20 protein-coding genes are annotated in these 24559 nt (G+C 71.6%); 9 read left to right on the forward strand and 11 right to left on the reverse strand.

Going from position 1 to position 24559, the window contains the following annotated elements; translation table 11 throughout:
• The first annotated feature begins 1 nt into the window (after position 1).
• Together AB0N81_RS09610 and AB0N81_RS09615 are read left to right on the forward strand one after the other, a co-directional pair.
• The gene (locus AB0N81_RS09610) at positions 2 to 730 is read left to right on the forward strand and encodes a class I SAM-dependent methyltransferase (RefSeq protein WP_365357161.1); all 729 of its coding nucleotides are present in this window, start codon (positions 2 to 4) and stop codon (positions 728 to 730) included.
• Entirely contained in the window at positions 727 to 2292 is a 1566-nt protein-coding gene (locus AB0N81_RS09615; protein WP_365357163.1) for an FAD-dependent oxidoreductase, read from the forward strand. Before AB0N81_RS09610 ends, AB0N81_RS09615 begins: the two co-directional genes overlap by 4 nt.
• A 43-nt stretch (positions 2293 to 2335) precedes the next feature.
• Here AB0N81_RS09615 and AB0N81_RS09620 read toward each other — a convergent pair whose 3' ends face one another.
• Genes AB0N81_RS09620 through AB0N81_RS09630 form a run of 3 tightly spaced genes read right to left on the reverse strand, consistent with a single transcriptional unit; the run spans position 2336 to position 5918 of the window.
• On the reverse strand, positions 2336 to 3337 hold the full coding sequence (locus AB0N81_RS09620; protein WP_365357165.1) for a DUF5914 domain-containing protein: 1002 nt from the start codon (positions 3335 to 3337) through the stop codon (positions 2336 to 2338).
• On the reverse strand, positions 3334 to 4389 hold the full coding sequence (locus AB0N81_RS09625; RefSeq protein WP_365357167.1) for a phytoene/squalene synthase family protein: 1056 nt from the start codon (positions 4387 to 4389) through the stop codon (positions 3334 to 3336). The genes AB0N81_RS09620 and AB0N81_RS09625 overlap by 4 nt, the downstream gene beginning before the upstream one ends.
• On the reverse strand, positions 4386 to 5918 hold the full coding sequence (locus tag AB0N81_RS09630) for a phytoene desaturase (protein WP_365357168.1): 1533 nt from the start codon (positions 5916 to 5918) through the stop codon (positions 4386 to 4388). Before AB0N81_RS09630 ends, AB0N81_RS09625 begins: the two co-directional genes overlap by 4 nt.
• A 232-nt stretch (positions 5919 to 6150) precedes the next feature.
• Here AB0N81_RS09630 and AB0N81_RS09635 point away from each other — a divergent pair, with 232 nt between their 5' ends.
• From AB0N81_RS09635 to AB0N81_RS09650, 4 genes are all read left to right on the forward strand, one after another.
• Positions 6151 to 6510 (forward strand): STAS domain-containing protein, encoded by a 360-nt coding sequence (locus AB0N81_RS09635; protein WP_365357170.1) that lies wholly within the window; start codon positions 6151 to 6153, stop codon positions 6508 to 6510.
• A gap of 105 nt (positions 6511 to 6615) precedes the next feature.
• Positions 6616 to 7053: an NfeD family protein gene (locus tag AB0N81_RS09640; protein WP_365357172.1), complete on the forward strand. Its 438-nt coding sequence runs from the start codon at positions 6616 to 6618 to the stop codon at positions 7051 to 7053.
• Between the two features lie 32 nt (positions 7054 to 7085).
• Positions 7086 to 8186: an SPFH domain-containing protein gene (locus AB0N81_RS09645; RefSeq protein WP_365357173.1), complete on the forward strand. Its 1101-nt coding sequence runs from the start codon at positions 7086 to 7088 to the stop codon at positions 8184 to 8186.
• A gap of 191 nt (positions 8187 to 8377) precedes the next feature.
• Positions 8378 to 9796 carry a SpoIIE family protein phosphatase gene (locus AB0N81_RS09650; RefSeq protein ID WP_365357174.1) on the forward strand — a complete coding sequence of 473 codons (1419 nt, stop codon included), beginning with the start codon at positions 8378 to 8380 and terminating at the stop codon, positions 9794 to 9796.
• Positions 9797 to 9832: 36 nt separating this feature from the next.
• On the opposite strand, the gene AB0N81_RS09655 is transcribed toward AB0N81_RS09650, so the two are convergent.
• Entirely contained in the window at positions 9833 to 11320 is a 1488-nt protein-coding gene (locus AB0N81_RS09655) for a hypothetical protein (protein ID WP_365357175.1), read from the reverse strand.
• Between the two features lie 234 nt (positions 11321 to 11554).
• On the opposite strand from AB0N81_RS09655, the gene AB0N81_RS09660 reads away from it, so the two are divergent.
• Positions 11555 to 12742 carry an aminoglycoside phosphotransferase family protein gene (locus AB0N81_RS09660; RefSeq protein WP_365357177.1) on the forward strand — a complete coding sequence of 396 codons (1188 nt, stop codon included), beginning with the start codon at positions 11555 to 11557 and terminating at the stop codon, positions 12740 to 12742.
• Between the two features lie 79 nt (positions 12743 to 12821).
• Here the strand turns inward: AB0N81_RS09660 and AB0N81_RS09665 are convergent, their stop codons facing one another.
• The 6 genes from AB0N81_RS09665 to AB0N81_RS09690 are packed head-to-tail and all read right to left on the reverse strand — an operon-like array spanning position 12822 to position 21662.
• Positions 12822 to 15995 (reverse strand): ThuA domain-containing protein, encoded by a 3174-nt coding sequence (locus AB0N81_RS09665; RefSeq protein WP_365357178.1) that lies wholly within the window; start codon positions 15993 to 15995, stop codon positions 12822 to 12824.
• Positions 15996 to 16044: 49 nt separating this feature from the next.
• Positions 16045 to 16929 (reverse strand): sugar phosphate isomerase/epimerase family protein, encoded by an 885-nt coding sequence (locus AB0N81_RS09670; RefSeq protein ID WP_365357180.1) that lies wholly within the window; start codon positions 16927 to 16929, stop codon positions 16045 to 16047.
• Complete coding sequence (locus tag AB0N81_RS09675) at positions 16926 to 18128, reverse strand: substrate-binding domain-containing protein (RefSeq protein WP_365357181.1); 1203 nt, start codon at positions 18126 to 18128, stop codon at positions 16926 to 16928. The genes AB0N81_RS09670 and AB0N81_RS09675 overlap by 4 nt, the downstream gene beginning before the upstream one ends.
• A complete protein-coding gene (locus tag AB0N81_RS09680) occupies positions 18125 to 19135 on the reverse strand; it encodes an ABC transporter permease (protein ID WP_365357183.1) in 1011 nt (336 codons plus the stop codon). Before AB0N81_RS09680 ends, AB0N81_RS09675 begins: the two co-directional genes overlap by 4 nt.
• Positions 19132 to 20139, reverse strand: a complete 1008-nt coding sequence (locus AB0N81_RS09685) for an ABC transporter permease (RefSeq protein ID WP_365357185.1) — start codon at positions 20137 to 20139, stop codon at positions 19132 to 19134. Before AB0N81_RS09685 ends, AB0N81_RS09680 begins: the two co-directional genes overlap by 4 nt.
• Positions 20136 to 21662: a sugar ABC transporter ATP-binding protein gene (locus AB0N81_RS09690; RefSeq protein WP_365357493.1), complete on the reverse strand. Its 1527-nt coding sequence runs from the start codon at positions 21660 to 21662 to the stop codon at positions 20136 to 20138. The genes AB0N81_RS09685 and AB0N81_RS09690 overlap by 4 nt, the downstream gene beginning before the upstream one ends.
• 199 nt (positions 21663 to 21861) lie before the next feature.
• Between AB0N81_RS09690 and AB0N81_RS09695 the strand changes: the two genes are divergently transcribed.
• Entirely contained in the window at positions 21862 to 23058 is a 1197-nt protein-coding gene (locus AB0N81_RS09695) for an ROK family transcriptional regulator (protein WP_365357187.1), read from the forward strand.
• A 94-nt stretch (positions 23059 to 23152) separates the two neighbouring features.
• A complete protein-coding gene (locus AB0N81_RS09700; RefSeq protein ID WP_365357189.1) occupies positions 23153 to 23986 on the forward strand; it encodes an alpha/beta hydrolase in 834 nt (277 codons plus the stop codon).
• A 153-nt stretch (positions 23987 to 24139) separates the two neighbouring features.
• On the opposite strand, the gene AB0N81_RS09705 is transcribed toward AB0N81_RS09700, so the two are convergent.
• Entirely contained in the window at positions 24140 to 24409 is a 270-nt protein-coding gene (locus tag AB0N81_RS09705; protein ID WP_365357190.1) for a hypothetical protein, read from the reverse strand.
• Between the last annotated feature and the right edge of the window lie 150 nt (positions 24410 to 24559).

The following is a 24559-nucleotide window of genomic DNA, read 5'->3' on the forward strand; positions in this document are numbered from 1 at the left end:
GATGACCGTGCTGCGCGACGACAGCCTGTCCGCCGCGTTCGACCACGCCGCACGCACCTACGACCGGCTGGTCGGCGTCAACCCCGGCTACCACGCCCACCTGCGCCGCTCCGCCCGCCGGCTGCGGCTGCCGCGCGGCGGCGCCGGGCTGCGGCTGCTCGATCTGGGCTGCGGGACCGGCGCCTCCACCACCGCCCTGCGCCATGTCGCCCCGCTGGCCGAGATCGTCGCGGTCGACGCCTCACCGGGCATGCTGGCGCGCGCCGCGGAGAAGGCCTGGCCGCCCACCGTCACCTTCGTACAGGCCCCCGCCGAGCAGCTCGAACGGGCAGGCGTGCAGGGCCCGTTCGACGCGGTCTTCGCCGCCTATCTGTTCCGCAACCTCGCCGACCCGGACACCGTCCTTGCCGCGGTCCGCGCCCTCCTGGCCCCGCACGGGCGGCTGGCAGTGCACGAGTACACCCTCAGCGGCCGCCCGGTCGACCGCCTGGTGTGGCGGGCCGTCTGCAAGGCGGTGGTGCAGCCCGCGGGCACCCTGACCGGCGACGGGCCCCTCTACCGGCACCTCTTCCACAGCGTGACCGGCTTCGACACCGCGGACGAGTTCGCCGCGCGGACCCGCCGGGCCGGCTTCTGCGACGTACGCGTCCTGCCGATGCCCGGCTGGCAGACCGGCATCGTGCACACCGTGCTGGCCGGTGCCGGTGCGTCCCGCGAGGCCGTGCGATGAGTCCGCGCACCACGTCGCCGGACGGGCCGGCCTCCCGCGGCCGCGACCGCCGCGCCCAGGTGTGGCACGGCCCCACCGGTCTGTCCCGCCCGGCGCGGGGAGCGGCCCCCACCGCGGCCGTCGTGGGCGGCGGGATCGCCGGGCTCGCCGCCGCCACGGCCCTGGCCGAACGAGGCGTCCGCGTCACCCTGTTCGAACGCGATGAGCAGCTCGGCGGCCGCCTGGCGGGCTGGCCGGTGGAGCTCGCCGACGGCTCGACGGCGACGATGACCCGCGGCTTCCACGCCTTCTTCCGCCAGTACTACAACCTGCGCGGCCTGCTGCGCCGTGCGGACCCCGGCCTCGGCATGCTGACCCGGCTGCCGGACTACCCGCTGCGGCACAGCGCCGGATACCGGGACAGCTTCGCCAAGGTGCCCCGCACACCGCCCTGGAGCGCCCTCGGCTTCGCCGTGCGGAGCCCCACCTTCGGCCTGCGCGACCTGACCCGGATGAACCCGCGCGCCGCCCTGCCGCTGATGGACGTGCGCGTACCCGACGTCTATCAGCAGCTCGACCGGCTCAGCGCCCAGGAACTGCTGGAGCGGATCCGGTTTCCCCGAGCCGCCCACCATCTGGCGTTCGAGGTGTTCTCCCGCAGCTTCTTCGCCGATCCACGCGGGCTCTCGGCCGCCGAACTCGCGCTGATGTTCCACATCTACTTCCTCGGCTCCAGTGAGGGCCTGCTGTTCGACGTGCCGCGTGAGCCCTTCCCCGCGGCGCTCTGGGAGCCGCTGGCCGCCTATCTCTCCGGTCACGGCACGGACATCCGCACCGGGCACGCGGTGGAGAACGTGCAGCCCGTCCCCGGCGGAGGGTTCCTCGTCACCACCCCGAACAGCGAGACGCGGCACGACAGCGTGGTGCTCGCCCTGGACACGACCGGCCTTCAGCACGTGGTCGCCCGCTCGCCCGAACTGGCCGACCGCATTTGGCGGGAGCGGATCATGCGGCTGCGGACCGCCCCGGCCTTCCTCGTCTCCCGCCTCTGGCTGGACAGGCCCGTCGCCCACGACCGTCCGGGGTTCCTCGGGACCAGCGGGTACGGCCCGCTGGACAACGTGAGCGTGCTGGAACGGTGGGACGGCGAAGCCTCGCGCCGGTTCGCCCGCACGGGCGGCTCAGTGGTGGAACTGCACGCCTACGCCGTCCCCTCGGGCACCGACCGGATCGCGGAACAGGAACGACTGCTGACCCAGCTCCGGCGCGTCTACCCCGAGACACGCGACGCCAAGGTCGTCGACGAACGCCACGAATGGCGTGCCGACTGCCCCCTGTTCGCGGTGGGCACCTACCAGGACCGGCCCACCGTGCGCACCACGGACCCGGCCCTGACCGTCGCGGGCGACCTGGTGCGCACCGAGCTGCCGGTCGCCCTGATGGAGCGGGCCGCGACCTCGGGGTTCCTGGCCGCGAACGCACTGCTGCGGCGCTGGGGTCTGCGGGGCCAGACCCTGTGGTCGGTGCCGACCCGCGGCAGGGTGGGCGCCCTGCGGGCCCTGAACCGGCTGCTCGGCACCTGAGACGGGCTGATCGGCGCCCGGGACCGGCTCTTCGGCCCCTGCGTCAACCGGGAAAGCGGCCCGTGCTGCGCAGGGTCCAGCGCCGTTCCGCGTAGGCGATGTCGTCCCGCCACAAACGCGCGGCCGCCGCCCGCATCAACGGTCGCAGTGCGGAAGCGGCGGACTTGGCGGCGCAGAAGCCCCGGCGGTCGGATGTGGCGATCACCGCTTCGACGACGGCGGTCCGGGGGTGTCCCGCGCCCGCCGCGCTCAGGGGAGTCGCGTGCGTCTCCACGACTGAGCCCGCTCCCTCGCCGTGGGTGATGTGCATGACGACGGTACGGGGCTCCGGCGCGGTGAAGACGGCCCGCACCGGTACGACGGCGCGCCCGCCCACTTTGAAGGACACGTCGACGGTGAACGCGTCGTCACCGGTCAGGGGTGCCACCGTCAGATCGACGAAGGAGTACGGGTGGAACCAGGCACCGTGCCAGGGGTCGAGGCGGTTGGCGACGACGTCCTCGGGTTCGCAGCGTCCGCTCGTGGTCACCACGGTCGCCACACTGCGAGCGAGGTCCGGGCGCGCAGGGAGCACGGGCCGGTCCAGAGGCGGTTCGCCGCCGACGTCGTCGAGTCGGACCCAGGTCAAAACCCCGTCGTCGTACGCCGGATACGGCTGCCACGTTCCGAACGGCGCACCGTCCAGGGCGAGTCCGTGCCAGTGGCAGATCAACGTGCCGCAGCGCACCGGACTGTCCCTGAGCGGGGCGCCCAGGTGCGGGCAGGCGCCCGGTCCTGCCCGCAACGCGCCGTCGGCGCCGCGCCACACGACGATCTCCAGGCCCGCGACGGTGCGGCCGAGGGGGCGGTCGTCCCTGATGTCCCGGGTGGCGCCGAGCGCGTACCAGTTCCCCGACGGCCGGCTCTGAGCGCGTTTCAGCGCGGCGGCGATCACGGCGGGGCTCGCGTCGCGCCAGGTCGGGCGCTGGTGCTCCCAGGCCACGGGCCGACGGCGCAGCCGCAGGGGGAAGCGTCCGGTTCCGCGTGAGCGTGAGCCATCGGTCATACCGGCTCCTTCGGCGACGGTCGGCGGTACCCGCCGCGGGTGAGGTGCGGTGGTGCGGGTACGGCCGGTTCGGCCGCCCGCGGCGGTCCGGCGCCGTCCAGGCGGTGGCGCAGCCGGGCCGCGGCGACCCGGCACAGACCGTCGCAGGCGACGGTGGCGCGGCGGCGGCGGGGGACGACCGCCCGGCGGTGCAGCACCGAGTACCCGTCGGCGGCGATGGCGTCGAGGATGGCGCCGTACAGCACGAACGCGGTGCGGATGCAGGGCCGTGCGACCGGGTCGAGCATGGCGAGGCCGGGGGCCGCCATGCGGTAGGCGTCTCGTGTGAGGGCGGCGGCGGCCATGAGCGCGGCGGTGATCCGGGCGTCCCCGCGGCCGGTGGCGCGGCTCCAGTGCAGCAACGCGCGGTCGACGCCGTGTGCGGCGAGCAGCTCGCCGGGGAGGTAGACGCGGCCGCGGTCGAGGTCCTCGCCCACGTCCCTGAGGAAGTTGGTCAGCTGGAAGGCCGTGCCGAGCGCGGCGGCGTGCGGGGCGGCTTCTTCCCGGGGTACGACGGTTCCGAGGACGGGCAGCATTTGCAGGCCGATGACGGCGGCCGAGCCGTGCATGTACCGCTCGAGATCGTGATACGTGGGGTATTCACACACTTCGAGGTCCTGCCGCATGGACGCCATGAAGTCGGTGAAGTGCCGGGGATCGATGGCGTAACGCCGGGCTGTGTCGGCCAGGGCCGCGGCGACGGGTTCGCTGCTCCTCCCGGTGCGCAGCGCGTGCTCCAGGTGGTGTTGGAGGCGTCGCAGTGCCAGGGCACGGTCGGCCGGTGCGGCCGTGTCGGCCGTGTCGGCCATGTCGGCCGTGCCGTCTACGATGTCGTCGGCCCAGCGTGCGAAGCCGTAGAGAGCGTGGACGGCGGGACGCCGTTCGACCGGCAGCAGCCGTGTGGCCAGGAAGTAGGTCTTTCCGTGGCGGGCGTTCAGGCGGCGGCAGTGAGCGTAAGCGGAGCGCAGCGCGGGGTCGGTGATGGCCGCGGCGTCCAGCTCCCGGGAACTCATCCGACTCCTCTGCCGGCGGCTCGCCCCGGGGAGGCGAGGGCCGGTGCGCGGCGGGGGCCCGTGATGCGGGCGGCGGCCAGCTTTCCGGAGATGAGGACGGTCGGCACGCCGACGCCGGGGGTGGTGCCGCAGCCCGCGAGGACCGCGTTCTCCGTGCCGCGCACCAGGTTGCGGGGCCGGAAGGGGCCGGTCTGCGCGAAGGTGTGGGCGGCGGAGAACGGGGTGCCTGCCGCGTGTCCCTGCGCGGTCCAGTCGGCGGGAGTCACCAGGCACTCCTCCTCGACGGCGGCGGCGACGCCGGTGAGCCCGCGCCGTTCCAGTGCGGCGAGGATGCTGTCGCGGTAGCGGGGTGCCAGCTCCCGCCAGTCCTGGGCGTCGGGGCCGATGTCGGTGTTGGGGCAGGGGGCGAGCACGTAGTGCAGATGGCGTCCCGGGGGTGCCAGGCCGGGATCGGTGGCCGTGGGGCGGGTGATGAGCAGGGACGGGTCGGACATCAGGCGTCCGGTGCGGGTGAGTTCGTGGAAGGTGCGCTGCCAGGCGGCGCCGAAGGAGATCGTGTGATGGGCCAGGTGGGGCCACGTGCGGGCGCTGCCGAAGTGCAGGACGACGGCGGACGGTGACCGTCGCAGTGGCGTCGGGCGGCGCGGGGTGCGGCCCAGCAGTTCGTAGGCGACGGGCAGGTCGGGTGTGAGGACCACGGCGTCGCAGGGGATGCGCTCCCGGTCGGTGACGACGGCCGTGATGCGGTGGCCGGTCCGCTCCAGGCACCGGACGTCCTGTCCGTACCGGAGGTCGGCGCCCGCTCCGGCGGCGGCGTCGGCCATGGCCCGCGGCAGGGCGTGCATGCCGCCGCGCGGGAAGTGGACGCCGGCGACGGTGTCCATGTAGGCGATGACCGCGTAGGCGGCGAGGGCACGGGCCGGCGGGACACCCGCGTACAGCGCCTGGAAGGAGAAGACGCGCCGCAGCCGCTCGTCCGAGATGAACGAGGCGATGCGCGCGTCCAGCCGCCCGAAGCCGCCGAGGGCGGCGAGCCGCGCCAGATCGGGGGTCAGCAGCTCCAGCGGGGAATCGAAGTTGGTGTCGATGAAGCGCCGCATCTGGAGCCGGTAGAGGCGCTCCAGCCAGGCCCGCAGCCGCCGGTACCCCATGGCCTGCGTGGCGCCGGCGAAGCGTGTGATCTCCGCTTCCATCTCCTTGGGCCGGGTGTGCACGTCCAGGGAGCTGCCGTCGGCGAACCGGGCGTGGTACGCCGGGTGCAGGGGGATGAGATCCAGGCTGTCGCGCATGTTCCGGCCCACCGCGGCGAAGGCGTCCTCCACGATGTCGGGCATGGTCAGGACCGTGGGGCCGGTGTCGATCCGGTAGCCCGCCCGCCGCAGCAGCCCGGCCCGGCCGCCCGGGTGCGCGGCCCGTTCGACCACCGTCACCGCGCGTCCCGCGCCGAGCAGGTGCAGGGCCGTGGACAGCCCCGCGAGTCCGGCGCCCACGACCACGACGTGATCGGTCGGCCCTGGAACAGTCTTCATAGGCTCCCGCCCTCCATTGGTTCCCGACCACGACTCAGGGTTGTTCCACGGCGAGGGGTCGCTGAACGCACCGAACGCGCCAAAGAGATCGTGCCGCAGCCGGGAGGCGATTTTGGCCCAGCGACCCGCCGGGCACACCAAGTGCCACGCGTGCTTCCGGCGCCCGGGGGTACTCGCGACGCTCGGCCCCTCTCGCATTCCCGCTGGTGGGGACGGTTTTCGAAAGGGGAACGTGATTTCGGTTCCGCATGAATGTGCACGGCTGCGTACGGACACGGTGCTGCTGGAGGACCAGTACGTGATATTCGTGTCCGGCGAGCTCGACCTGGCCACCGTCGGCACGTTCCACGCAGCCGTCCACGCCTGCCTGGACACCCGCCCCACCCGCGTCCTGATCGACCTGCGCGAGACGTCCTTCTGCGACTGCACCGGACTGCGTGCCCTCCTGCGGTCCCGGGAGGAGATCGTGCGGGCCGGCGCCGACTGCCGTATACGCGGTCCGCTGCATCCTCTGGTGGCCCGCCTCGTCGACCGCACCCGTACCGGCGACCGGCTCGGCCTGTCGGCGGCCTCCCCCGAAGGCTCGATGTGAGTAGGGGACTCGGCGTGCGTACGGGACGGCGTGGGAGAAGCCTGTTCCGTGCGGCGTTCTCGGAGGTAGTTTTGGTAGGTAAGTCCCCTGAGGGAGGCTGATCCGATGCCGTGGCTCGCATGGCTGGTCGCCGCCGCCGCGCTGGGCGCCGCGGAGTTCTTCACTCTGACGTTGGTCTTCGGGCTGCTGGCGGGCGCCGCGTTGGTCACCGCCGTGGTCTCCGGGCTGGGCATCGGCCTCGCGGGCCAGCTGGTGGCCTTCGCCGCGGCGGCGGCCGCGGGACTCGTCGTCGTACGCCCCGTCGCGCTGCGTCACATGGCGCAGGCGCCCCTCACACACGAGGGCAGCGACGCGTTGATCGGCAAGCGGGCCGAGGTCATGCAGGAGGTGACCGCGTTCCACGGCCTGATCAGACTCTGCGGTGAGGAATGGTCCGCCCGTGCCCTCGACGAAAGCCATGTGATCCCGGCGGGAGCGCTGGTGGACGTCATGGAGATCGAGGGCGCCACAGCCATCGTCTACCCCCGTGAGCTCCTTCCGTGAACGGCTGAACCCATGGCGATGCAGGAGGAAGCATGGACCCGGTTGTCATCCCGATTCTCGTGGCGGCGATCGTCGTCGTCTTCCTCGTGGCTTCCTCGGTGCGCATCGTCCCGCAGGCGCGCCGCTACAACATCGAGCGGTTCGGCAGGTACCGGCGGACGCTGCAGCCCGGCCTGAATCTCGTCCTGCCGGTGGCGGACCGCGTCAACACGAAACTCGACGTGCGTGAGCAGGTGTATTCGTCGCAGCCCAAGCCGGTGATCACCGAGGACAACCTCGTGGTGAACATCGACACCGTGCTCTATTACCAGATCACCGACCCGCGGGCGGCGGCGTACGAGGTCGCGGACTATCTGCAGGCGATCGACCAGCTCACTGTGACCACCCTGCGCAACGTCATCGGCAGCATGGACCTGGAGGAGACGCTCACCTCGCGCGAGGAGATCAACACCCGGCTCCGTACCGTCCTCGACGACGCCACCGGCAAGTGGGGCATCCGCGTCAACCGCGTCGAGATCAAGGCCATCGACCCGCCGAACACCATCAAGGAAGCGATGGAGAAGCAGATGCGTGCCGAGCGTGACAAGCGCGCGGCCATTCTGCACGCCGAGGGAGAGCGGCAGGCCAAGATCCTCACCGCGGAGGGCACGAAGCAGAAGGACATCCTGGAGGCACAGGGCACGCAGCAGGCCATGATCCTGCGGGCGGACGGCGAGGCCAAGGCGGTGGAGCGCGTCTTCCAGGCCGTCCACCGCAACAACGCCGACCCGAAGGTGCTGGCCTACAAGTACCTCGAGACGCTTCCCCACCTGGCGAACAGCGACAACAACACGTTCTGGGTGATCCCGGGCGAGCTGACGGAAGCCGTGCGCACCGTCACCACCGCGTTCGGCGATCACTCGTCGACAGGTCTCCCCGCGACCACGCGACCCGCCGAGACGGCCACCGCCGATGCCGAGGGCACGTCGGCCGCGGGCAGCGCTGAGCTCGAGGCGGATCCGCCGCTCTCGCTCGACGCCGCCGCAGCCGCGGACGAGGTCGCGAAGCAGGCTGCCGCGGCGGTGAGCGACGCCAAGGCCGAGGCGGAGGCCGCGAGGTCGCCCCAGGTGCCGGGCCGGAACCAGAAGGGGTAGCGACGGGCTGTGCGCCCTGCGCTCGCGTGCGGACCGGCTCGCCACCCGCCCGTAGGACATAGGCATATGCCAGAAGCACCACCGCATCGTGTGTTGCCAAATCCCTTACGGGCCACCCCCCGCTGTGCGAAAGTCATTAGCGGTCCACCACTCGTCAAGTTGGTCGCACCGCACCCTCAACGGAGCACCTCATGCCGTCCCACGTCTTCGCGGACCACGCAGCCGCCCAGCCGCCCGAGCGCGGCACGGTCGATGCGCTGATCTCGCAGACGCGCCGGCTCCGCGGCGAGGTCGACGCCGTGCGGCGCGACGCCGCGGCCGACCACGGGGACCCCGCGGGACGCTGGCAGCGAGCCCTGTGCGACCTGGCGGTCCACCAGCTCAACGACCTCGACGACCACCTGGCGCAGTTGCGGGACGGGCCGCCGCGGACGGGCGGGGAGCCCGTGGCGCCGACCGCCGCGGCGCCTCCTGAGCCCCACCGGGACTCCCTCCTGAGCCGGGTGGGCAGCGCCGAGTGGAACCTCCTCACCGACGAGGCCAGCTGGTCCGGCGAGTTCTACGAGATCCTCGGACGCGACCCGGCCGCTCCCCCGCTCTCCCTGGACGAACTCCCCTCGCTGGTGCACCCCGAGGACCAGCCACTGCTGACCGCTATGGTCACCGGCTGCCTCATCGACGGAAAGCCCATCGACGGCGAGTACCGCATCCTGCGGCCCGACGGCCGCGTGCGCCAGGTGCACATGATGGGCGAGCCCGTGCTCGCCGCCGACGGTTCCACGGCCTCCATGTGGGCGGTCCTGCGGGACGTCAGCGAGCTGCGCCGCAGCCAGCGCGTGGTCCGCGAGAGCCGCGACTCGCTGCAGCGCCACCGCGACGTCGCACAGACCGAGCACCGCCTCGCGCTCGAACTGCAGGAGGCGGTCCTCCCGCCGTGGCGCGGCTCCCTGCGGCTTCCGCACGGCGGACCCGCCCGGCTCGACGTCGCCGGTCAGTACCTCCCCTCCTCGACCAGCGCACTCATCGGCGGCGACTGGTACGACGCGATGGAACTGCCCGAAGGCCACGCACTGCTGAGCGTCGGCGACCTCACCGGACACGGCGTCACCGTCACCTCCGGCATGGCGATGCTGCTCGGCGCGCTGCGCGGCATGGCGGTCGCCGGGGCGCCGCCGGGCCAACTCATGGCCTGGCTCGACCAGTTGCTGGACACCACGCTCCAGCCCGCCCTCGGCAGCGCCGTCTGCTGCCGCTACGACCCCGGAACGCATCTGCTCACCTGGGCACAGGCGGGCCACCCCGCCCCGCTGCTGTTCCGCGACGGGACGGGGCGCGCGCTGACGCCACCGCACGGCGTGCTCCTCGGCGCCTCCTCCGGGGCGAAGTACGAGCAGGCCGAAGAACAACTGCAGCCCGGCGACTGGCTGTTGCTGCACACCGACGGACTGGTGCCGCGGCGCGACAGGGACACGGCGACGGGCCTGCTGCTCTCCCTCGCGTCCTGCTTCGCCAGGGCGCGTACGGCACAGGACTGCGTGCGGGCCGTCGTCGAGGAGTTCGGCGAGACACCGCGTGAGGACGACGCCTGCCTGCTGGTCGCGCGGATCTGAGTGTTCATTCCGCGCTGTTGAATGTGTTCCGGTGCGCTACGCCCTGGCCGTCCTCCCCTTGGCACTCTTCGGCAGCGCGAGCTTGATCTCCTCGCGCAGGTCCTGGATCTTCGGATAACCGGCGTACTGCGCGGTCAGCCGGTACATCTCGCGCAGCCGGTCCCAGGTGCGGTGCGAGGAGTTGGCCCGCATCGACACCAGCGCCAACCGCGCGTACCTGTCGGCCTGTTCGGGGTCGTCGGCGATGAAGCAGGCCGACGCGAGCGAGATGTAGTCGAAGATCTGCGACCGGTCGCGGTTCTGCGCCCGCAGCTCGATCGCCTCCTTCGCGTGCCGCTGCGCCGCGGACGCAGCCGACGCCTCGTGATCGGCGAGAGTGCGGTACGCCAGGGCCTGCATGCCGTGCAGATCCGCCTCGTCGAACATCTGCATCCAGCTCGGCGGCGGCACGTCCCCCTTGTCCGACACGAAGAGGTCCTCGGCGAGTCCGAGGGTGCGCCTCATCGCCTGCCCGCGGCCCATCGACGCGTGCGCCCAGGCCTCGATCGTGTACAGCATCGCCCGGGTGCGGGGCAGGGCCTCTTCGCCCGCGCCCGACTGGGCGAGCTTCATCAGGTCCAGGGCGTCGTCCGGCTTGCCGAGGTGCACCATCTGGCGCGCGGCCCTGGACAGGGCCTCCCCCGCGCGCGGACGGTCGCCGCCCTCGCGCGCCGCGTGCGTCGCGATGACGAAGTACTTCTGCGCCGTGGGTTCGAGGCCGACGTCGTGCGACATCCAGCCGGCGAGCACGGCGAGGTTGGCAGCGACGCCCCACAGGCGCCGCTGGAGGTGGTCGGGGTGGCGGTAGGCGAGCATGCCGCCCACTTCGTTGAGCTGGCCCACCACCGCTTTGCGCTGCAGCCCGCCACCGCGGGCCGCGTCCCAGGCACGGAACACTTCGACCGAGCGCTCCAGCTCCTCGATCTCCTGGGACCCGATGGGGGCGGCCTCGTAGCGGTCGAACCCGGCGGGGTCGGCGTGCAGGGGATCATAGGTGCGGGGGGCGTCGGCCTTGAAGGCCGGATCGGTGTGCAGCCAGTCGTGCATGGCGCTGCTGAGTGCGGAGCCTGCGGCAAGCGCAGCGCCCGCGCCCACCAAGCCGCGTCGGTTGAGCATGAGGTCCATTCCCGTGAATTCGGTGAGGACCGCGGCTGTCCGCTCGGGCGCCCACGGCACGCCGTCGGGGTGCTCCACACTCCCGTCGCCACGCCGCTTCCCTACGCGCCCGTGCCGGACCAGACCCAGATCCTCAGTGGTCACGACACGGCCGAGACGCTCGGTGAACAGAACAGCCAGCACCCGTGGCACCGGATCACGCGGGATCTCTCCCATGTCGATCCACCGCCGCACCCGCGAGGTGTCGGTGGCCAGTTGCGGATGGCCCATGGCCGCCGCCTGCCGGTTCACCAGTCTCGCGAGCTCGCCCTTCGACCAGCCGGCCAGGCCGAACAGGTCGGAAAGGCGGGTGTTGGGTTGTCCGTTCACGTCAAGCCCCCAGGTTCTCGGCTGAGTTGACAGTAACCGTCTGTCAGTTGCTGAGCGACTATTCGCCAGGGTTCGCCAGGGTGCGCCACATGGTGTGCCAGGGGAGGCCGGGTGTCAGGTAGGAGTGCGCCACCCCGACCCGGTCGCCGCAAGGCACTCCCCAGGGTGCACCCGAAGTGATCGGGCCGGGAGGCGCACGCAATTCACAGGCACACGAAGGGATCTGTATCGCCCATGTACGCAGCATCGTCCTCCGTGTCCGCCCCGCCCCGGCCCCTCCACCCGCGCCCCCCGGTCCACCGGGGCCGCGAGGTGGCCCCGTCACCGGGGAACGGCCCCTATCTGGAGCCGGTGCGCCCCGCGGGCGCACTGCCAGGCGTCGGCCGCACGCCCCGCATGCCGGGGACCGGCGCGCAACCGCTCAGCGGGAGACTCGACTTGTCCGGCCCCCAGGGGGCGCAACTGCGCACCGCGATCGCCTCGGTGCACCGCATCTGCCCCGAGTTCAACCCGGTGCAGGTGCTCCGCAGAAGCGGTCGCACCGTGCTGCTCATCGGCACGGCGGGGCGCGGCACCGCCGTCGCCAAGTGTCTGCTGGACCGTTCATCCGGATGGGAGGAGCGGATCAGGCACGAAATAGCGGTATACCGCTCGTTCGTCCGGCATCGCCCGCCGGTCCGAGCGCCGCGGCTCATCGCCGCCGACCCCGACGACTGCACGCTGGTGATCGAGCGGATGCCCGGCCGGGTGGCGGCACTGCACCGGCATCCTGCCGAGGCCCCGCCGCGTGCGGACATCCGGGCGGCGCTCGGCTCCGTCTGCCGTCTCAACCAGTGGCGGCCGCCGGCGGAGATGTTCGGCAAGCCGCTGGACTACCCCAGGCGGATCTCCCGCTTCCACGAGCTGGGCCTGCTGACGGACCGCGACATGGGCGACCTGCAGAAGCTGCTGCACGGCATCGCGCACTCCGCCGGGCATCAGGGCAGCGGCCACCAGGGCATGTGGCAGTTCTGCCACGGCGACGCCCTGCTGTCGAACATCCTGCTCTCGCCCCCCGGCCCCGTCCTGGTCGACTGGGAGCACGCCGGCTGGTATCTGCCGGGGTACGACCTGGCGACCCTGTGGTCGGTCCTCGGTGACGCCCCGGTGGCGCGACGCGAGATCAGCCAGCTGGCGCAGGCCGCGGGTCCTGCCGCACGCGACGCGTTCCTGGTGAACCTGATGCTGGTCCTCACCCGCGAGATCCGCACCCTCGAATCGGCCGTGCAGCGTTCGATGCACGACGCGGCCCCCGTGGCGCCGGGTCCGGCCCACCCCGGTGCCGCGCCGACCGGCGAGGTACAGCGGCTGCTGCTGAGGCGGCTGCACGACGACTGTCAGATGGCCCGCCGGGCCGTGCGTGCGGCGGTCGGTACCCGCTGACGGGGGGCGAAGGTCCGCGGCGCGCTTTGGACAGGGGCGCTCCGCGGACTTTCGTATGCCTCTGGCGACTACCCGAGGACTATGACGTGACTGGCTGTGCCGCGGAGAACTGCACCGCGTCCACGTCGAAGGAATTGTTCTGGGTCGACTTGAAGACCAGGTACAGCTTGTGTGTTCCGGTGAGGGCATCGACCGGGACAGCCGGCGTCGACCGGTAGGTGTCCCAGCCGCCGGTGTCGGGCACGGGCGTCGTGGCGAGCAGCTTTCCGTCGGGGGCGTCCGCGCGCAGCTCGATGGTGCCGACGCCGTACGGCGAGGACAGCTTGTACGCGACCTTTCCGACGCCCTCCACGCTCATCGGGCTGAAGGCGATCCAGTCGCCGTCGCTGATGTCGCCGATGCGCTTGCCGTTCTCGGCGCCCTCCTGCGAGACGATGCGCGTCCCTGACTGGTCGTCGTGGTACTCGGCCTGCTTGTGCTCGGGCTGCAGTACGGAACGGCCGTAGCCGGTCAGGGTGCTGACGCCGTCGCCGCCCTTGTCCGTGTACTTGGCGTTGAGGACGTATGTGAGGTCGGCGCCCTCCGGGTGACCGCCGAGGTCGCCGGTGTCGACGGTTCCTTCGCAGCCGGGGATGTCGGTCGTCGGGTGCTCGTGATCGTCGTGGCCGAGGGCGGGGTTCACCGTCACCTTGGAGCAGTCGACGGTGCCGTCCTCCGGGTCGGTCACGGTGACCTTGTACGGGATCTTGTCCCCGAACTCGATGAGCTTTCCGTCGACCGGTGTCTCGACCGTGACCTTGGGGGCCGTGTTGCCCGCGGTGACGGGGACGTTGGCGTAGCCGGACTTGCCGCTGGAGTCCGTGACCTTCAGCTGGGCGTTGAAGTCTCCCTTGGCGGTGTAGGTGTGGGTGGGGTTCGCTTCGGTCGAGTCAGAGGTGCCGTCGCCGTCGAAGTCCCAGGCGTAGGTGAGGGGGTCGCCGTCGGGGTCCGTGCTGCCCTCGCTGGAGAAGTCGACCTTCAGCGGGACGGGGCCGTCGGTGGCGGACGCCTTGGCCTTGGCCAGCGGGATGCGCTGCCCTTGGGCGTAGTCGATACGGTAGAGCCCGGAGTCGTTGTTGCCGCCGCCGAACTCGCTGCCCCACTCCAGAACGTAGAGCGATCCGTCGGGTCCGAAGGTCATGTCCATGGGTTTGGCGAACTTCGCCGACTTCAGGAAGTCATTGATCTTGAGGAGTCCGCCGTCCTTGTCGAAGCGGATCTCCTTGACCGAGTCGCGGGCCCACTCGTAGAAGAAGCTCGCGCCTTCGAAGTAGGCGGGGAACTTCGTCTTGGAGGGGTTCTTCGCGTCGTAGTGGTAGACCGGTCCGCTCATCGGGGCCGAGCCGCCGGAGCCCATTTCGGGGAACTCCTCGGACGTGCCGTAGCCGTACCAGATCTCGGGCTGCTGGAGGGCGGGCAGGTTCTTCAGGCCCGTGTTGTTGGGTGAGGGGTTGACGGGTTCGGCGCAGTCGAACTTGGCGCCCGCCTTCTGGGTGTCCGGGTTGTAGGGCGCGTAGGCCTGGTTGTTGCCGTGGCAGAAGGGCCAGCCGAAGTTGCCGGCCTTCTTGATGACGTTGTACTCGACGAGGCCCTCGGGCCCGCGTTCTGTGGTGGGGCCGCCGCGGTCGGGACCGTAGTCGGAGGCGTGTACGTATCCGGTCTTCGGGTCGACGGTGAAGCGGAAGGGGTTGCGGAAGCCCATGGCGTAGATCTCGGGGCGGGTCTTGGCCGTGCCCTGCTTGAAGAGGTTGCCCTTGGGGATGGTGTAGCCGCCCTTGTCCTTGGGCTTGATGCGCAGGATCTTGCCGCGCAGGTCGTTGGTGCTGCCCGCGGTGCGGGCCGCGTCGAGCATCTGCTTGCCGGGTCGCCAGTCGAGCGGGGCGTACCCCTGCCAGGCGGGGTCGAGGTTCGGCGGGGTGTCGTCGCCGACGCCGAGGTAGAGGGTGCGGTCGGGGCCGAACTCGACGGCGCCGCCGGTGTGGCCGGGCTCGGGGAAGGTGCGGTCGCGGTAGGCGGGGACGTCGAGGAGCTTCTTCTCGCTGGCCGGGTCGAGGGTGTTGTTCTTCCTGACCGTGAAGCGGGAGAGGCGGTTGACGTCGTCGGTCGCCTTGGCCGGCGCGTAGTAGAGGTAGATCCAGCGGTTGGTGGCGAACTTCGGGTCGAGTTCCATGCCGACCAGGCCGTCCTCGCCGCCGGTGTACACGTCGAGCTTGCCCGCGGTGGTCGTGGCGTGGGTCTTCGGGTCGAAGATCTTCACCTCGCCGCTGCGCTGGACGTAGAAGACCTTGCCGTCCTTGGCGACGTCGAGCTCCATGGGGTCGGCGGTGTTGTCGTCCAGGGCGGTCTTCTCATAGCCGGACCAGACGGTGCCGCCGCAGTCGCCGGGGGTGTTGCCCGCCGCCCATGTGATGCCGCCGAGCACATGCTCGCGGAAGGCGGGTTCGCTGTAGGAGGCCTTGTCGTGGCCCATGGCGGTGGCCCAGACCTTGCCGCCCTCGGCGTTGCGGCACCAGGAGATGGGGTGGTCGGCGCCCATCGCTTCGCTGCCCGGGTCGTACGTGGTCTCGTCGGCCGTGACCAGGACGTGCACGTCACCGCGGGGGTTCTTGTCGAAGTTGTACCACTCCTCCGGGCGCTCCCAGCGCTCCGGGAGGCCCTTGGTGGAGGGGTGGGTGTGGTCGGCGACCTTGGCGGTGCCCTTGACGACACCGGGCGAGTGGGCGGGCATGTGGGCGCCCGCGTTGATGAGCTCGTCCCACCAGGGGAAGGAGTCCTCGACGCCCATGTCGAGGGTGTTGTGCAGTGCGACGACTCCCTTGCCGCTCTTCACGTACTTCTTCATGGCGTCGCGCTGGGCTTCGGTGTCCCAGACCATGCCGGAGTTCTGCAGCATGACGATGACGTCGAAGTTTTTGAGCTCGGCGTCATTGAAGACGGTGGCGTCGTCGGTCTGGACGACCTCGAAGTTGTTCGCCGCGGCCTGCTCCTGAACCATCTTGATGCCGGCCGGGATGGAGTCGTGGACGTAACCGACGGCCTTGGTGAAGAGCAGGGCGCGGAAGGCGGGGGCCTTGTCCGCCGCCGTTGCTCCGGTGCCGGGCAGGAAGGCGACGGTGAGGAGCAGGGCCGCGATCAGGGCGACGAGCCCTCTTCGTAGATCTCTGTGGCCTCTCGGACCTCCGAGACCTTCTATGTCACGAGCATGACAGCTCATGAGGGGTCCTCTCTGTGTGGACTGGGTACGGGTGCCTGATGCCGGAAACTCAGAGGGCCGCGACAGCGCGGCGCAGGAAGCGGAGGCCGTCGGTGGCGAGGCCGTCCTGACTGTGGGCCAGCGGCCGCCAGACGGAGGCCGCGACGGCGATGGCGTCGTTGTGCGACGTGAACGACTCGATGCACAGGGGCCCCCGGTACTCCGCCGCCCGCAGCGCGCCCAGGAAGCCCGGCCAGTCGAGGTGGTCGGTGCCGGGCGCGCCCCGGTCGTTGGCGCACACCTGGACGTGCGCGATGCGGCCCGCCGCCGCGCGGACCGCCTCGGGCAGGGAGTGTTCCTCGATGTTCTGGTGGTACGTGTCCAGGGCGATGCCGATCGCGTCCTCGGGCAGACCTTCGAGGGCGTCCAGGGTCTGGGCGACGGTGTTGAGCAGGCTCGTCTCGTAGCGGTTGAGGGGCTCGACGGCGATGCGGACGCCGGCGCGGGCCGCGTGGGCGACGACCGGGGCGATGTTGGCCCGCCATTCCTCGTACGCCGCCGTGCGCGCGGAGAGGTCCATGCGCCAGGTGCGGCCGACCGGCGCGTACACGGGCCCGGCCACCACGGGGGCTCCGATCGCGTGGGCGGCGTCGACGCAGCGCCGGAGGTAGTCCTGGGTGGTGCGGGCCGTGATCGGGTCGGCGCGCACGAGGTTGCGTCCGTCGGACATGGCCGCGACGACGGCGGCGGGGGCGATGCCCGTGGCGTCCAGGAGTCTGCCGATGGCCGCCGGGTTCCAGTCGTCGGCGTTCTCCAGCGGGAGCTCCGCGCAGTCGAAGCCCCAGTCCGCGAGCCGGGGCAGGGTCTCGGTGAGGGCGTCGGTGGTCACCGGCGAGTGCCAGATCCAGGGGTTGGCGCCCAACGGCCATGCGGGGGCGGGGCTTTGGGGAGTCACTTCTTGCCTCCCCAGTCGCCGGGGAAGCCGGGCAGCTGCTGGCAGCCGCACATGGCGTAGTGCAGCGGCGGCATGCCGTCCTGGAGGTACTCGTCGAGGTTGTCCTGGGTGACGGTGGGCTGCGGCAGCTTCCACTCCTTGGGCACCGGCTCGCCGTCGAGGACCCGCAGGGCCGCGATGACCGGCGTGCGCCACTGGAAGGTCGGGTAGGTGGGGGCGATCGCGGTGAGCTTCTTGTCCTTCCATGCCTGAAGGAAGTCCTGCTGGTCCTCGCCCGTGATGGGCGGTACGTCGACACCCGCGTCCTCGAAGGCCTCGACGGCGGCGACGGCGGTGGCGCCGGAGTCCATCCACACGCCGTCGATGGAGCCGTGCCTGGAGATCGCGTCGGCGACGATCGACTTGGTCTTGGCGGGGTCGCCGTCGGTGAACTTCACGTCGGCGACGTCGAGTTCGCTCTTGTCGAAGGCGAGCTTCGCCGCCGACCAGCGGGTCTCCAGGACGTCGACGCCGGGCGATATCCGCAGGGCGAGGATCTTCCCTTCCGGCTCGACCTCGTCGACGAGGAAGTCGGCGGCGACGGCGCCGTAGCCGTAGCCGCCGATCGGGTTGACGAAGGTGACCGCGCAGTCCGTCTCCACGCCGCGGTCGAAGACGATGACGGGCAGCTTGCCGCAGGCTTGCTGCACGGCGGGCGTGAGGGTGGCGGTGGTGTTCGGCGAGACGATGAGCGCGTCGCAGTCCTTGTTGCCCGCGAGCTCCTGGATGTCGGAGATCTGCTTGTCGTCCTTGCCCTGCGCGTCCAGGACGGTGAAGTCGGATATCTCCTTGTGGAGCTTCACCTCGGCCTTCATGCTCTTCAGGCCGACCTGCCGCCACGGGTTGAACACCCCGGCGTTGGAGAAGCAGAGGTGGGTGCCGTCCGAGCCCTTCTTCTCGTACTGGGCGGTACTGGTCATCCGCGGTTCGAGCATCTGCTCCCAGGGCTTGCCGGCCGGGCCCTTCGGGGTCTCCTCGGAGAGCATCAACTGCCGCTCGTACTCGGCCTGTTCGAAGAACTTGGACGGCTTGTCACCTCCTGGCTCCTTGCTCACGCTCGCCGCTCCGGGCGCGTCGGGCGGGGTGTCGCTGGAGCACGAGGTGAGCAGGGCGCCCGTCAGCAGGACGGCGGCCGACGCGAGGGTGCGTCTGCGGATCATGAGGGTGTCCCTCCCGGGGAGTGGGTACGACGACGGCGCAGCCGGGACCAGTCGGCGGCCCCGATACCGACGGCGGCGATGACGATGACGCCCTGGACGGTGGACTCCAGGGCGCCGGACACGCCCCGCAGGTTGAGCAGCGTGAACAGGGCCTGCAGCGAGAAGGCGCCGGCCATCGCGGCGACGACGCTGCCGCGCCCGCCGCCGAGCACGACACCGCCGAGGACCACGGCGGTGATCGCCTCGAACTCGTAGCCGCGGCCTGCCTGCGCGGACACGCCGGAGAAGCCGGCGACGAGGATGGCGGCGAGCGCGGCGGCCACCCCGGAGAGGGTGAAGGCGATGACGCGCGCCCGGTGCACGCGCACCCCCGCGAGGGCGGCGGTGCGTTCGCTGTCTCCGGTGGCGACGAGGGTGCGGCCGAAGTCGGATCGCATGAGCAGCACCGCGAGGGCGCCCGCGGCGAGACAGGCGAGGACGGCCCAGGGCAGCCAGCCCATCGCCGTCCCGCGCCCCAGCTGCCGGAAGTCCTGCGGGAGCTGGCCGTGGGGCGAGCCGCCCGTCCAGTAGAAGACGGCGCCTTCGAGGATCAGCATCATGCCGAGCGTGGTGATGAACGACGGGACGCGCAGCCGGGTCGTGATCAGCCCGTTCACCAGCCCGGCCAGTGCTCCCGCGAGCAGCAGTCCGGCCGCGATGACCAGCCAGGGCGCGTCCGGGAACGAGCCGTAGACCTCGGCCGCTGCGACCACTCCGGCGGTCACGATCGCGCCCACGGACAGGTCGAACTCGCCGCAGACGATGACCAGGTACTGGCCGGCGGCCAGGATCACCAGGGGCGCCGCCCGCTTGACGAAGGCGAGGAAGCGGTCGGGCTCGTAGAAGCCGATGTCGGTGATCGCCAGGAGGAGGAGCAGCGCGGCGAGGAGGGCGTAGACGGGGGCTCCGGTGCCGAGGGAACGTACGACACGCTTGTACGCGGGGCTTGTCGCCGTGGCCGTGGTCATGCGGTCCTCCTGGCGCCGCGCCGGGCGTAGAGGGCGACGGCGGCGATGATGACGACGCCGCGGACGACGTTCTTGAAGAACGGGTCGACGCCGAGCTGGTTGAAGACGGAGTCGAGCACGGCGAGGACGAGGACACCGCCGAGGGTGCCGGCCACTCCCCCGCGGCCGCCCGCGAGCGCAGTGCCGCCGAGGACGACGGCGGCGATCGACTCCAGGTCGTAGCGGGCCTCGGTGCCGGCCCACGGGGCGCCCGCGCCGAGCCGCGCGGCGAGGAACAGTGCGGCGGCTCCGACGCAGAGGGAGCACAGGACATGCGCGGCGATGACGGTGCGCCGGGTGCGGACGCCGGACAGCCGTGCCGCGTGTTCGTCGCCCCCGGTGGCGTACAGGTGGTGGCCGAGGCGGGTGCGGCGCGTGATCAGCCAGAGTGCGGCGGCGACGGCGAGCAGCAGGAAGAGGGAGACGGGGAAGGGGCCGACGCGGTCGTAGCCGAGGTGCTGGAAGGAGGGGGAGACCTTGCCGGCCGGTCCGGTGTAGTTGTCCTCGATCCAGCCGCGCAGGATGAACGCGGTGCCGAGGGTCGCGATGAAGGCGTTGACCTTGAGGCCGGTGACGATGAGGCCGTTGGCGAGGCCGACCGCCGCCGAGAGGGCGAGGACGGCGAGCACGGCGGTGACGACGCTGCCGTCCTCCATCGTGGTGGCGGCGACGAGCGTGCCGAGGCTGATGAGGTAGGCCACCGACAGGTCGAGGGAGCCGGTGAGGATGACGGCGGTCTGGCCCACCGCGACCAGGCCGAGGGCGACGCAGTTCTGCAGGATGCCGACGACGTTGGCGAGGGTGAGGAAGTCCCCGCCGCGGGCGGCGACGACGATCCAGCCGAGCGCGGTGACGACGGCTGCGGCGAGCCAGACCCCGACGGCCGGGTCGGTGAGGCGGCTGCGGCGGTGCGGGGCGCCGGGCTTCTTCACGGTGGGCGGCGGCGCGACGGCGGTGCCGGTCATGCGGCTCCTTCCTCTGCGGTCCTGTCGGGCGTCGGCGGGGCGGGGGCCGGGCGCGCTGCGGGGTGTCCGGTGGCGAGGTGCATGACGTCCTCCTCGGCGGCGCCGGGCGGGAGTTCACCGGCGATCCGCCCTTCGGACATGACGAGGACGCGGTCGCTCATGCCGATGAGTTCGGGCAGTTCGGAGGAGACGATGAGGACGGCGAGGCCCTCGCGGGCCAGGTCGCGGACGAGCGTGTGGATGGCGGCCTTGGCTCCGACGTCGACGCCGCGGGTCGGCTCGTCGAAGAGGAGCACGCGGGGTCGGGCGGCGAGCCATTTGGCGATGACGACCTTCTGCTGGTTGCCGCCGGAGAGGTACTGGGCCTGCTGGTCCTCGCCGTGCGCCTGCAACCGGACCCGTTCCAGGAGCGCGGTCAGCTCGCGTGCCGCGGGCGGGCGGTCGCGGGCGGGGACGGCGCGGGTGACGAGGAGGGCGTTGTCGCGGACGGACTGGCGCAGGGCGAGGCCCTCGGCCTTGCGGTCCTCGGTGACCAGGGCGATGCCCGCGCGGATGGCCCGGCGCGGGGAGGCGGGGCGCAGTTCGGCGCCGTCCACGGTCATGGTGCCCTCGGTGAAGGGGGCGGCTCCGAACAGGGCTCGCGCCAAGGAGGTGCGGCCCGATCCCTGGAGGCCCGCGATGCCGGTGACCTCGCCGGCGCGCAGGGTGAGGTCGATGTCCGAGAGGCGGCCGTTGCCGCCGCCGCGCACGGTCAGGCGGGTGTCGCCGATGTCCTTCGGGCGGGCGCGCGGCGGGTAGTAGGCGCTCAGCTCGCGGCCCACCATGGCGCGTACGACCTGGTCGGTGTCCGTGTGTGCGGTGGGCACGGTCGTCACGTGGCGGCCGTCCTTGAGGACCGTGATGCGCTGCGACAGGTCGAAGACCTCGCGCAGGCGGTGCGAGATGTACAGGACGCCGAGGCCCCGGGCCGCGAGGCGGCGCACGAGAGCGTGCAGGAGGCCCGCCTCGTGGTCGGCGAGCGGTGCGGTCGGCTCGTCCATGACGAGCACGCGGACGTCGGAGGCGAGTGCCTTGACGATCTCGACGGTCTGCTGGCGGGCGACGGAGAGGTCACGGACGTACGTGCGCGGAGTGATGCCCGACACCCCGACGTCGTCGAGGAGTTCGGCGGTGCGGGTCTCCATGGTGCGGCGGTCGACGAGGCCGTAGCGGGTGGGTTCGCGGCCGAGGAAGACGTTCTCGGCGACGGTGCGGTGTTCGAGGAGCGCGAACTCCTGGTGGATGATGCCGACGCCGGCGGCCTGGGCCTGCACGGGGTGGGTGAAGGCGTGTTCCGTGCCGTCGAGCGTGATGGTTCCCTCGTCCGGGACGTGCTCGCCGGCGAGGATCTTCATCAGGGTCGACTTCCCGGCGCCGTTCTCGCCGACCAGCGCGTGCACTTCGCCCGCGGCGAGGTCGAGCGAGACCCCGTGCAGCACGCGCACCCCGAGAAAGCTTTTGGAGACGCCGCGCATCGTCAGCATCGTCCGGTTCAGCTGGCTTGCCTGCATCGCCTGCACCATCGGCTCCTTCGGCAGCGGTCTGCAGAGCAATGTGATGAGCGGGCTTTGACCTGTCAAGGGCTCAAGCAGCTTTATTTTCCCGTACTTTGACGGTGAGTTAGGTCGATTGTCGAACAGCATCGGCCTTGTGAGCAGCGAAACTCGTCCCTAGGGTGGCGACATGTCTGGAGCGCCGGATCACCTCCCCTCAGCCGTGCCGTCCTCGCCCGGGGAGGTGCTCGCCCTGCTGCGCACCGGGGCCGCGGAGACGCGTGCGGACATCGCCCGCCTCACGGGGCTCGCGCGCTCGACGGTGTCGCAGCGCGTGGACGCCCTGATCGCGCACGGCTTCCTGGCGGAGGAGGCCGACGGCGGCTCGACGGGCGGCCGGCCGCCGCGCAGGCTCCGGCTGCGCACCCGTGAGCACGCCGTGGCGGGCGTCGACCTGGGCGCCTCGCACTGCCGGGTGGCGCTCATGGACATCGGCGGCGAGACACTGGCGCTGCGCGAGGACCCGCTGTCCATCGGGGACGGCCCGCAGGCGGTTCTCGGCCATGTGGAACGCACCTTGCGCGCACTGCTCGACGAGGCCGGTCGGGACGCGGGCGGCCTCCAGTCGATCGGCGTCGGCGTGCCGGGTCCCGTCGAGTTCTCCACGGGCCGCCCGGTGGATCCCCCGATCATGCCGGGCTGGCACCAGTACCCCATTCCCGAGTTCTTCGCCGACCGGTTCGGGGCGCGCGCCCTCGTCGACAACGACGTGAACGTGATGGCGCTGGCCGAGCAGCGCCGCGCCTTTCCGGACACCCGCTACCTCCTCTACATCAAGGTGGGCACGGGCATCGGCTGCGGCATCGTCGCCGACGGCAGGCTGCACCGGGGCGCGCAGGGCAGTGCGGGCGACATCGGGCACATCCGGGTCGGTGATCTGGAGGACCCGTGCCGGTGCGGCAACTCCGGCTGCCTCGAGGCGGTGGCGGGCGGCGCGGCGCTCGCCCGCAGGCTTTCCGGGCTCGGCCTGGAGGCGACGTCGGGCAGCGATGTGGTGCGTCTGGTGAAGTCCGGCAACCGCGACGCCGTACGCATGGTGCGCGAGGCGGGCCGCTCGGTCGGCGAGGTGCTCGCGGGTCTGGTGAACTTCTTCAACCCGGACACGGTCGTCGTCGGCGGGGCGCTCGCCGCCGTCCACGACCAGCTCCTCGCCGGAGTACGCGAGGCGGTGTACCGGCGCTCGCACCCGCTGGCCACGCATGTGCTGCGCATCGAGCCGAGCCGCACCGGGGAGAACGCGGCGGCGATCGGCGCCGCGATCCTCGCCGTCGAGCACGCCCTGTCGCCGCGTCAGGTGGACCGGGTGCTGTCGGGCGCCGCCCGCTGAGGTCGGGGGCACGATCCGGCGGCGCGGGCGGCAGTATCGGCCACACCCCCAACTCCCCCTTACGGGCGCCGGCTTGTGACCGTAGCGTCAGGGTATGTCCGCAACCGACGCAGAGCAGATCGACCGGGCCAACACCTCCGGCCGCACGCCGGCCGTGTTCGTGCACGGCCTGTGGATGCTGGCGAGCAGCTGGGACCACTGGCTCCCGCACTTCGAGGCCGCGGGGTTCGCGCCGGTCGCCCTGACGTGGCCCGGCGAACCGGCGACGACGGCCGAGGCGAGGCAGCACCCCGAGGCCGTCGCGGGCACGACCGTCGGGCAGGTCGCCGACCATCTCGCCGCTCGCATCGGCACGTTGGAGCGCAAGCCCGTGGTGATCGGCCACTCCGTCGGCGGGCTGCTCACGCAGATCCTGGCAGGACGCGGCCTGTCGGCGGCCTCGGTGGCGATCGACCCGGCCCCGTTCCGCGGTGTCCTCGCGATGCCGCTGTCCACGGTGCGTTCGCTGCTCCCGATGATCGCCAACCCCGCCAACCGGAAGCGCGCCAAGCCGCTGACGTACGAGCAGTTCCGCTACGCCTACGCCAACGCCGTCGGCGAGGAGGAGGCCCGGTCCATCTACGAGCGGTACGCCGTGTCCGCGCCGTGCGCCCCGCCCATGCAGGCGGCGCTCGCCAACCTCAACCCCCGCACGGAGGTCAAGGCCGACTGCCGCAATCCGCGGCGTGGCCCGCTGCTGATCGTCTCGGGCGGCGAGGACAACGCCATTCCCTGGGCGCTCGCCAGCGGCGCGTACAAACGGCAGAAGCGCGGTCCGTGCGTCACGGAGATCGTCGAGCTGCACGGACGGGACCACGCCCTGACGCTGGACAGCAGGTGGCAGGAGGTCGCCGACGTCGCACTGACCTTCGTGCGCCGCTTCGTCTGACGGTGCCGGTTTCGGCGGTCCGGTCCGTCCGGGGGGGCAGGGGGATGTGGAGGCGGCCGGCGGTGGGCGCCGCGGGGGTGAGGTGCGGGTCGGCTCTCGTACCGTCGACCGGTTTCGACAGAATGGTCTGATCACGGGTTCTCACGCGATCGGCTACGCGTCGTCGAACGGGTCGTCCGTGACACCGGCGAGCCGGATGAGTCCCGGGCCGGAGGCGTCGGCGACCGCGACGTAGAGGGTGTAGGTCCAGCTTCGTTCCGCCGCGTACTCCTTCGCCCAGGCGAGGAGTTCCTCGACGTCGACCTCCTCCACGATTTCGTACTCGTGCGAGCTCCTGGCGGGCACGTCCCAGAAGTAGACGCGGAAGGTGGCGTGCGGCTGTTCCCACGCCGTGTCGCGTGGGTCGATGAGGCGGATCTGCATGGCAGCAGCGTAGGAGACTCCGGCCCGGTCAGGAGGTGTGGCCCAGATCACCCTGTATGAGGCATATGGCCTGGAACAACGCGCGGTGGTCCGTCGTTCATTCAGGTGTGGCTGCGGAGGGGACAGTGTCCCCGGGCCTCACCTATAGCC

It is taken from the genome of Streptomyces sp. NPDC093510 (genome assembly GCF_040683555.1).
Classification (GTDB): Bacteria; Actinomycetota; Actinomycetes; order Streptomycetales; family Streptomycetaceae; genus Streptomyces.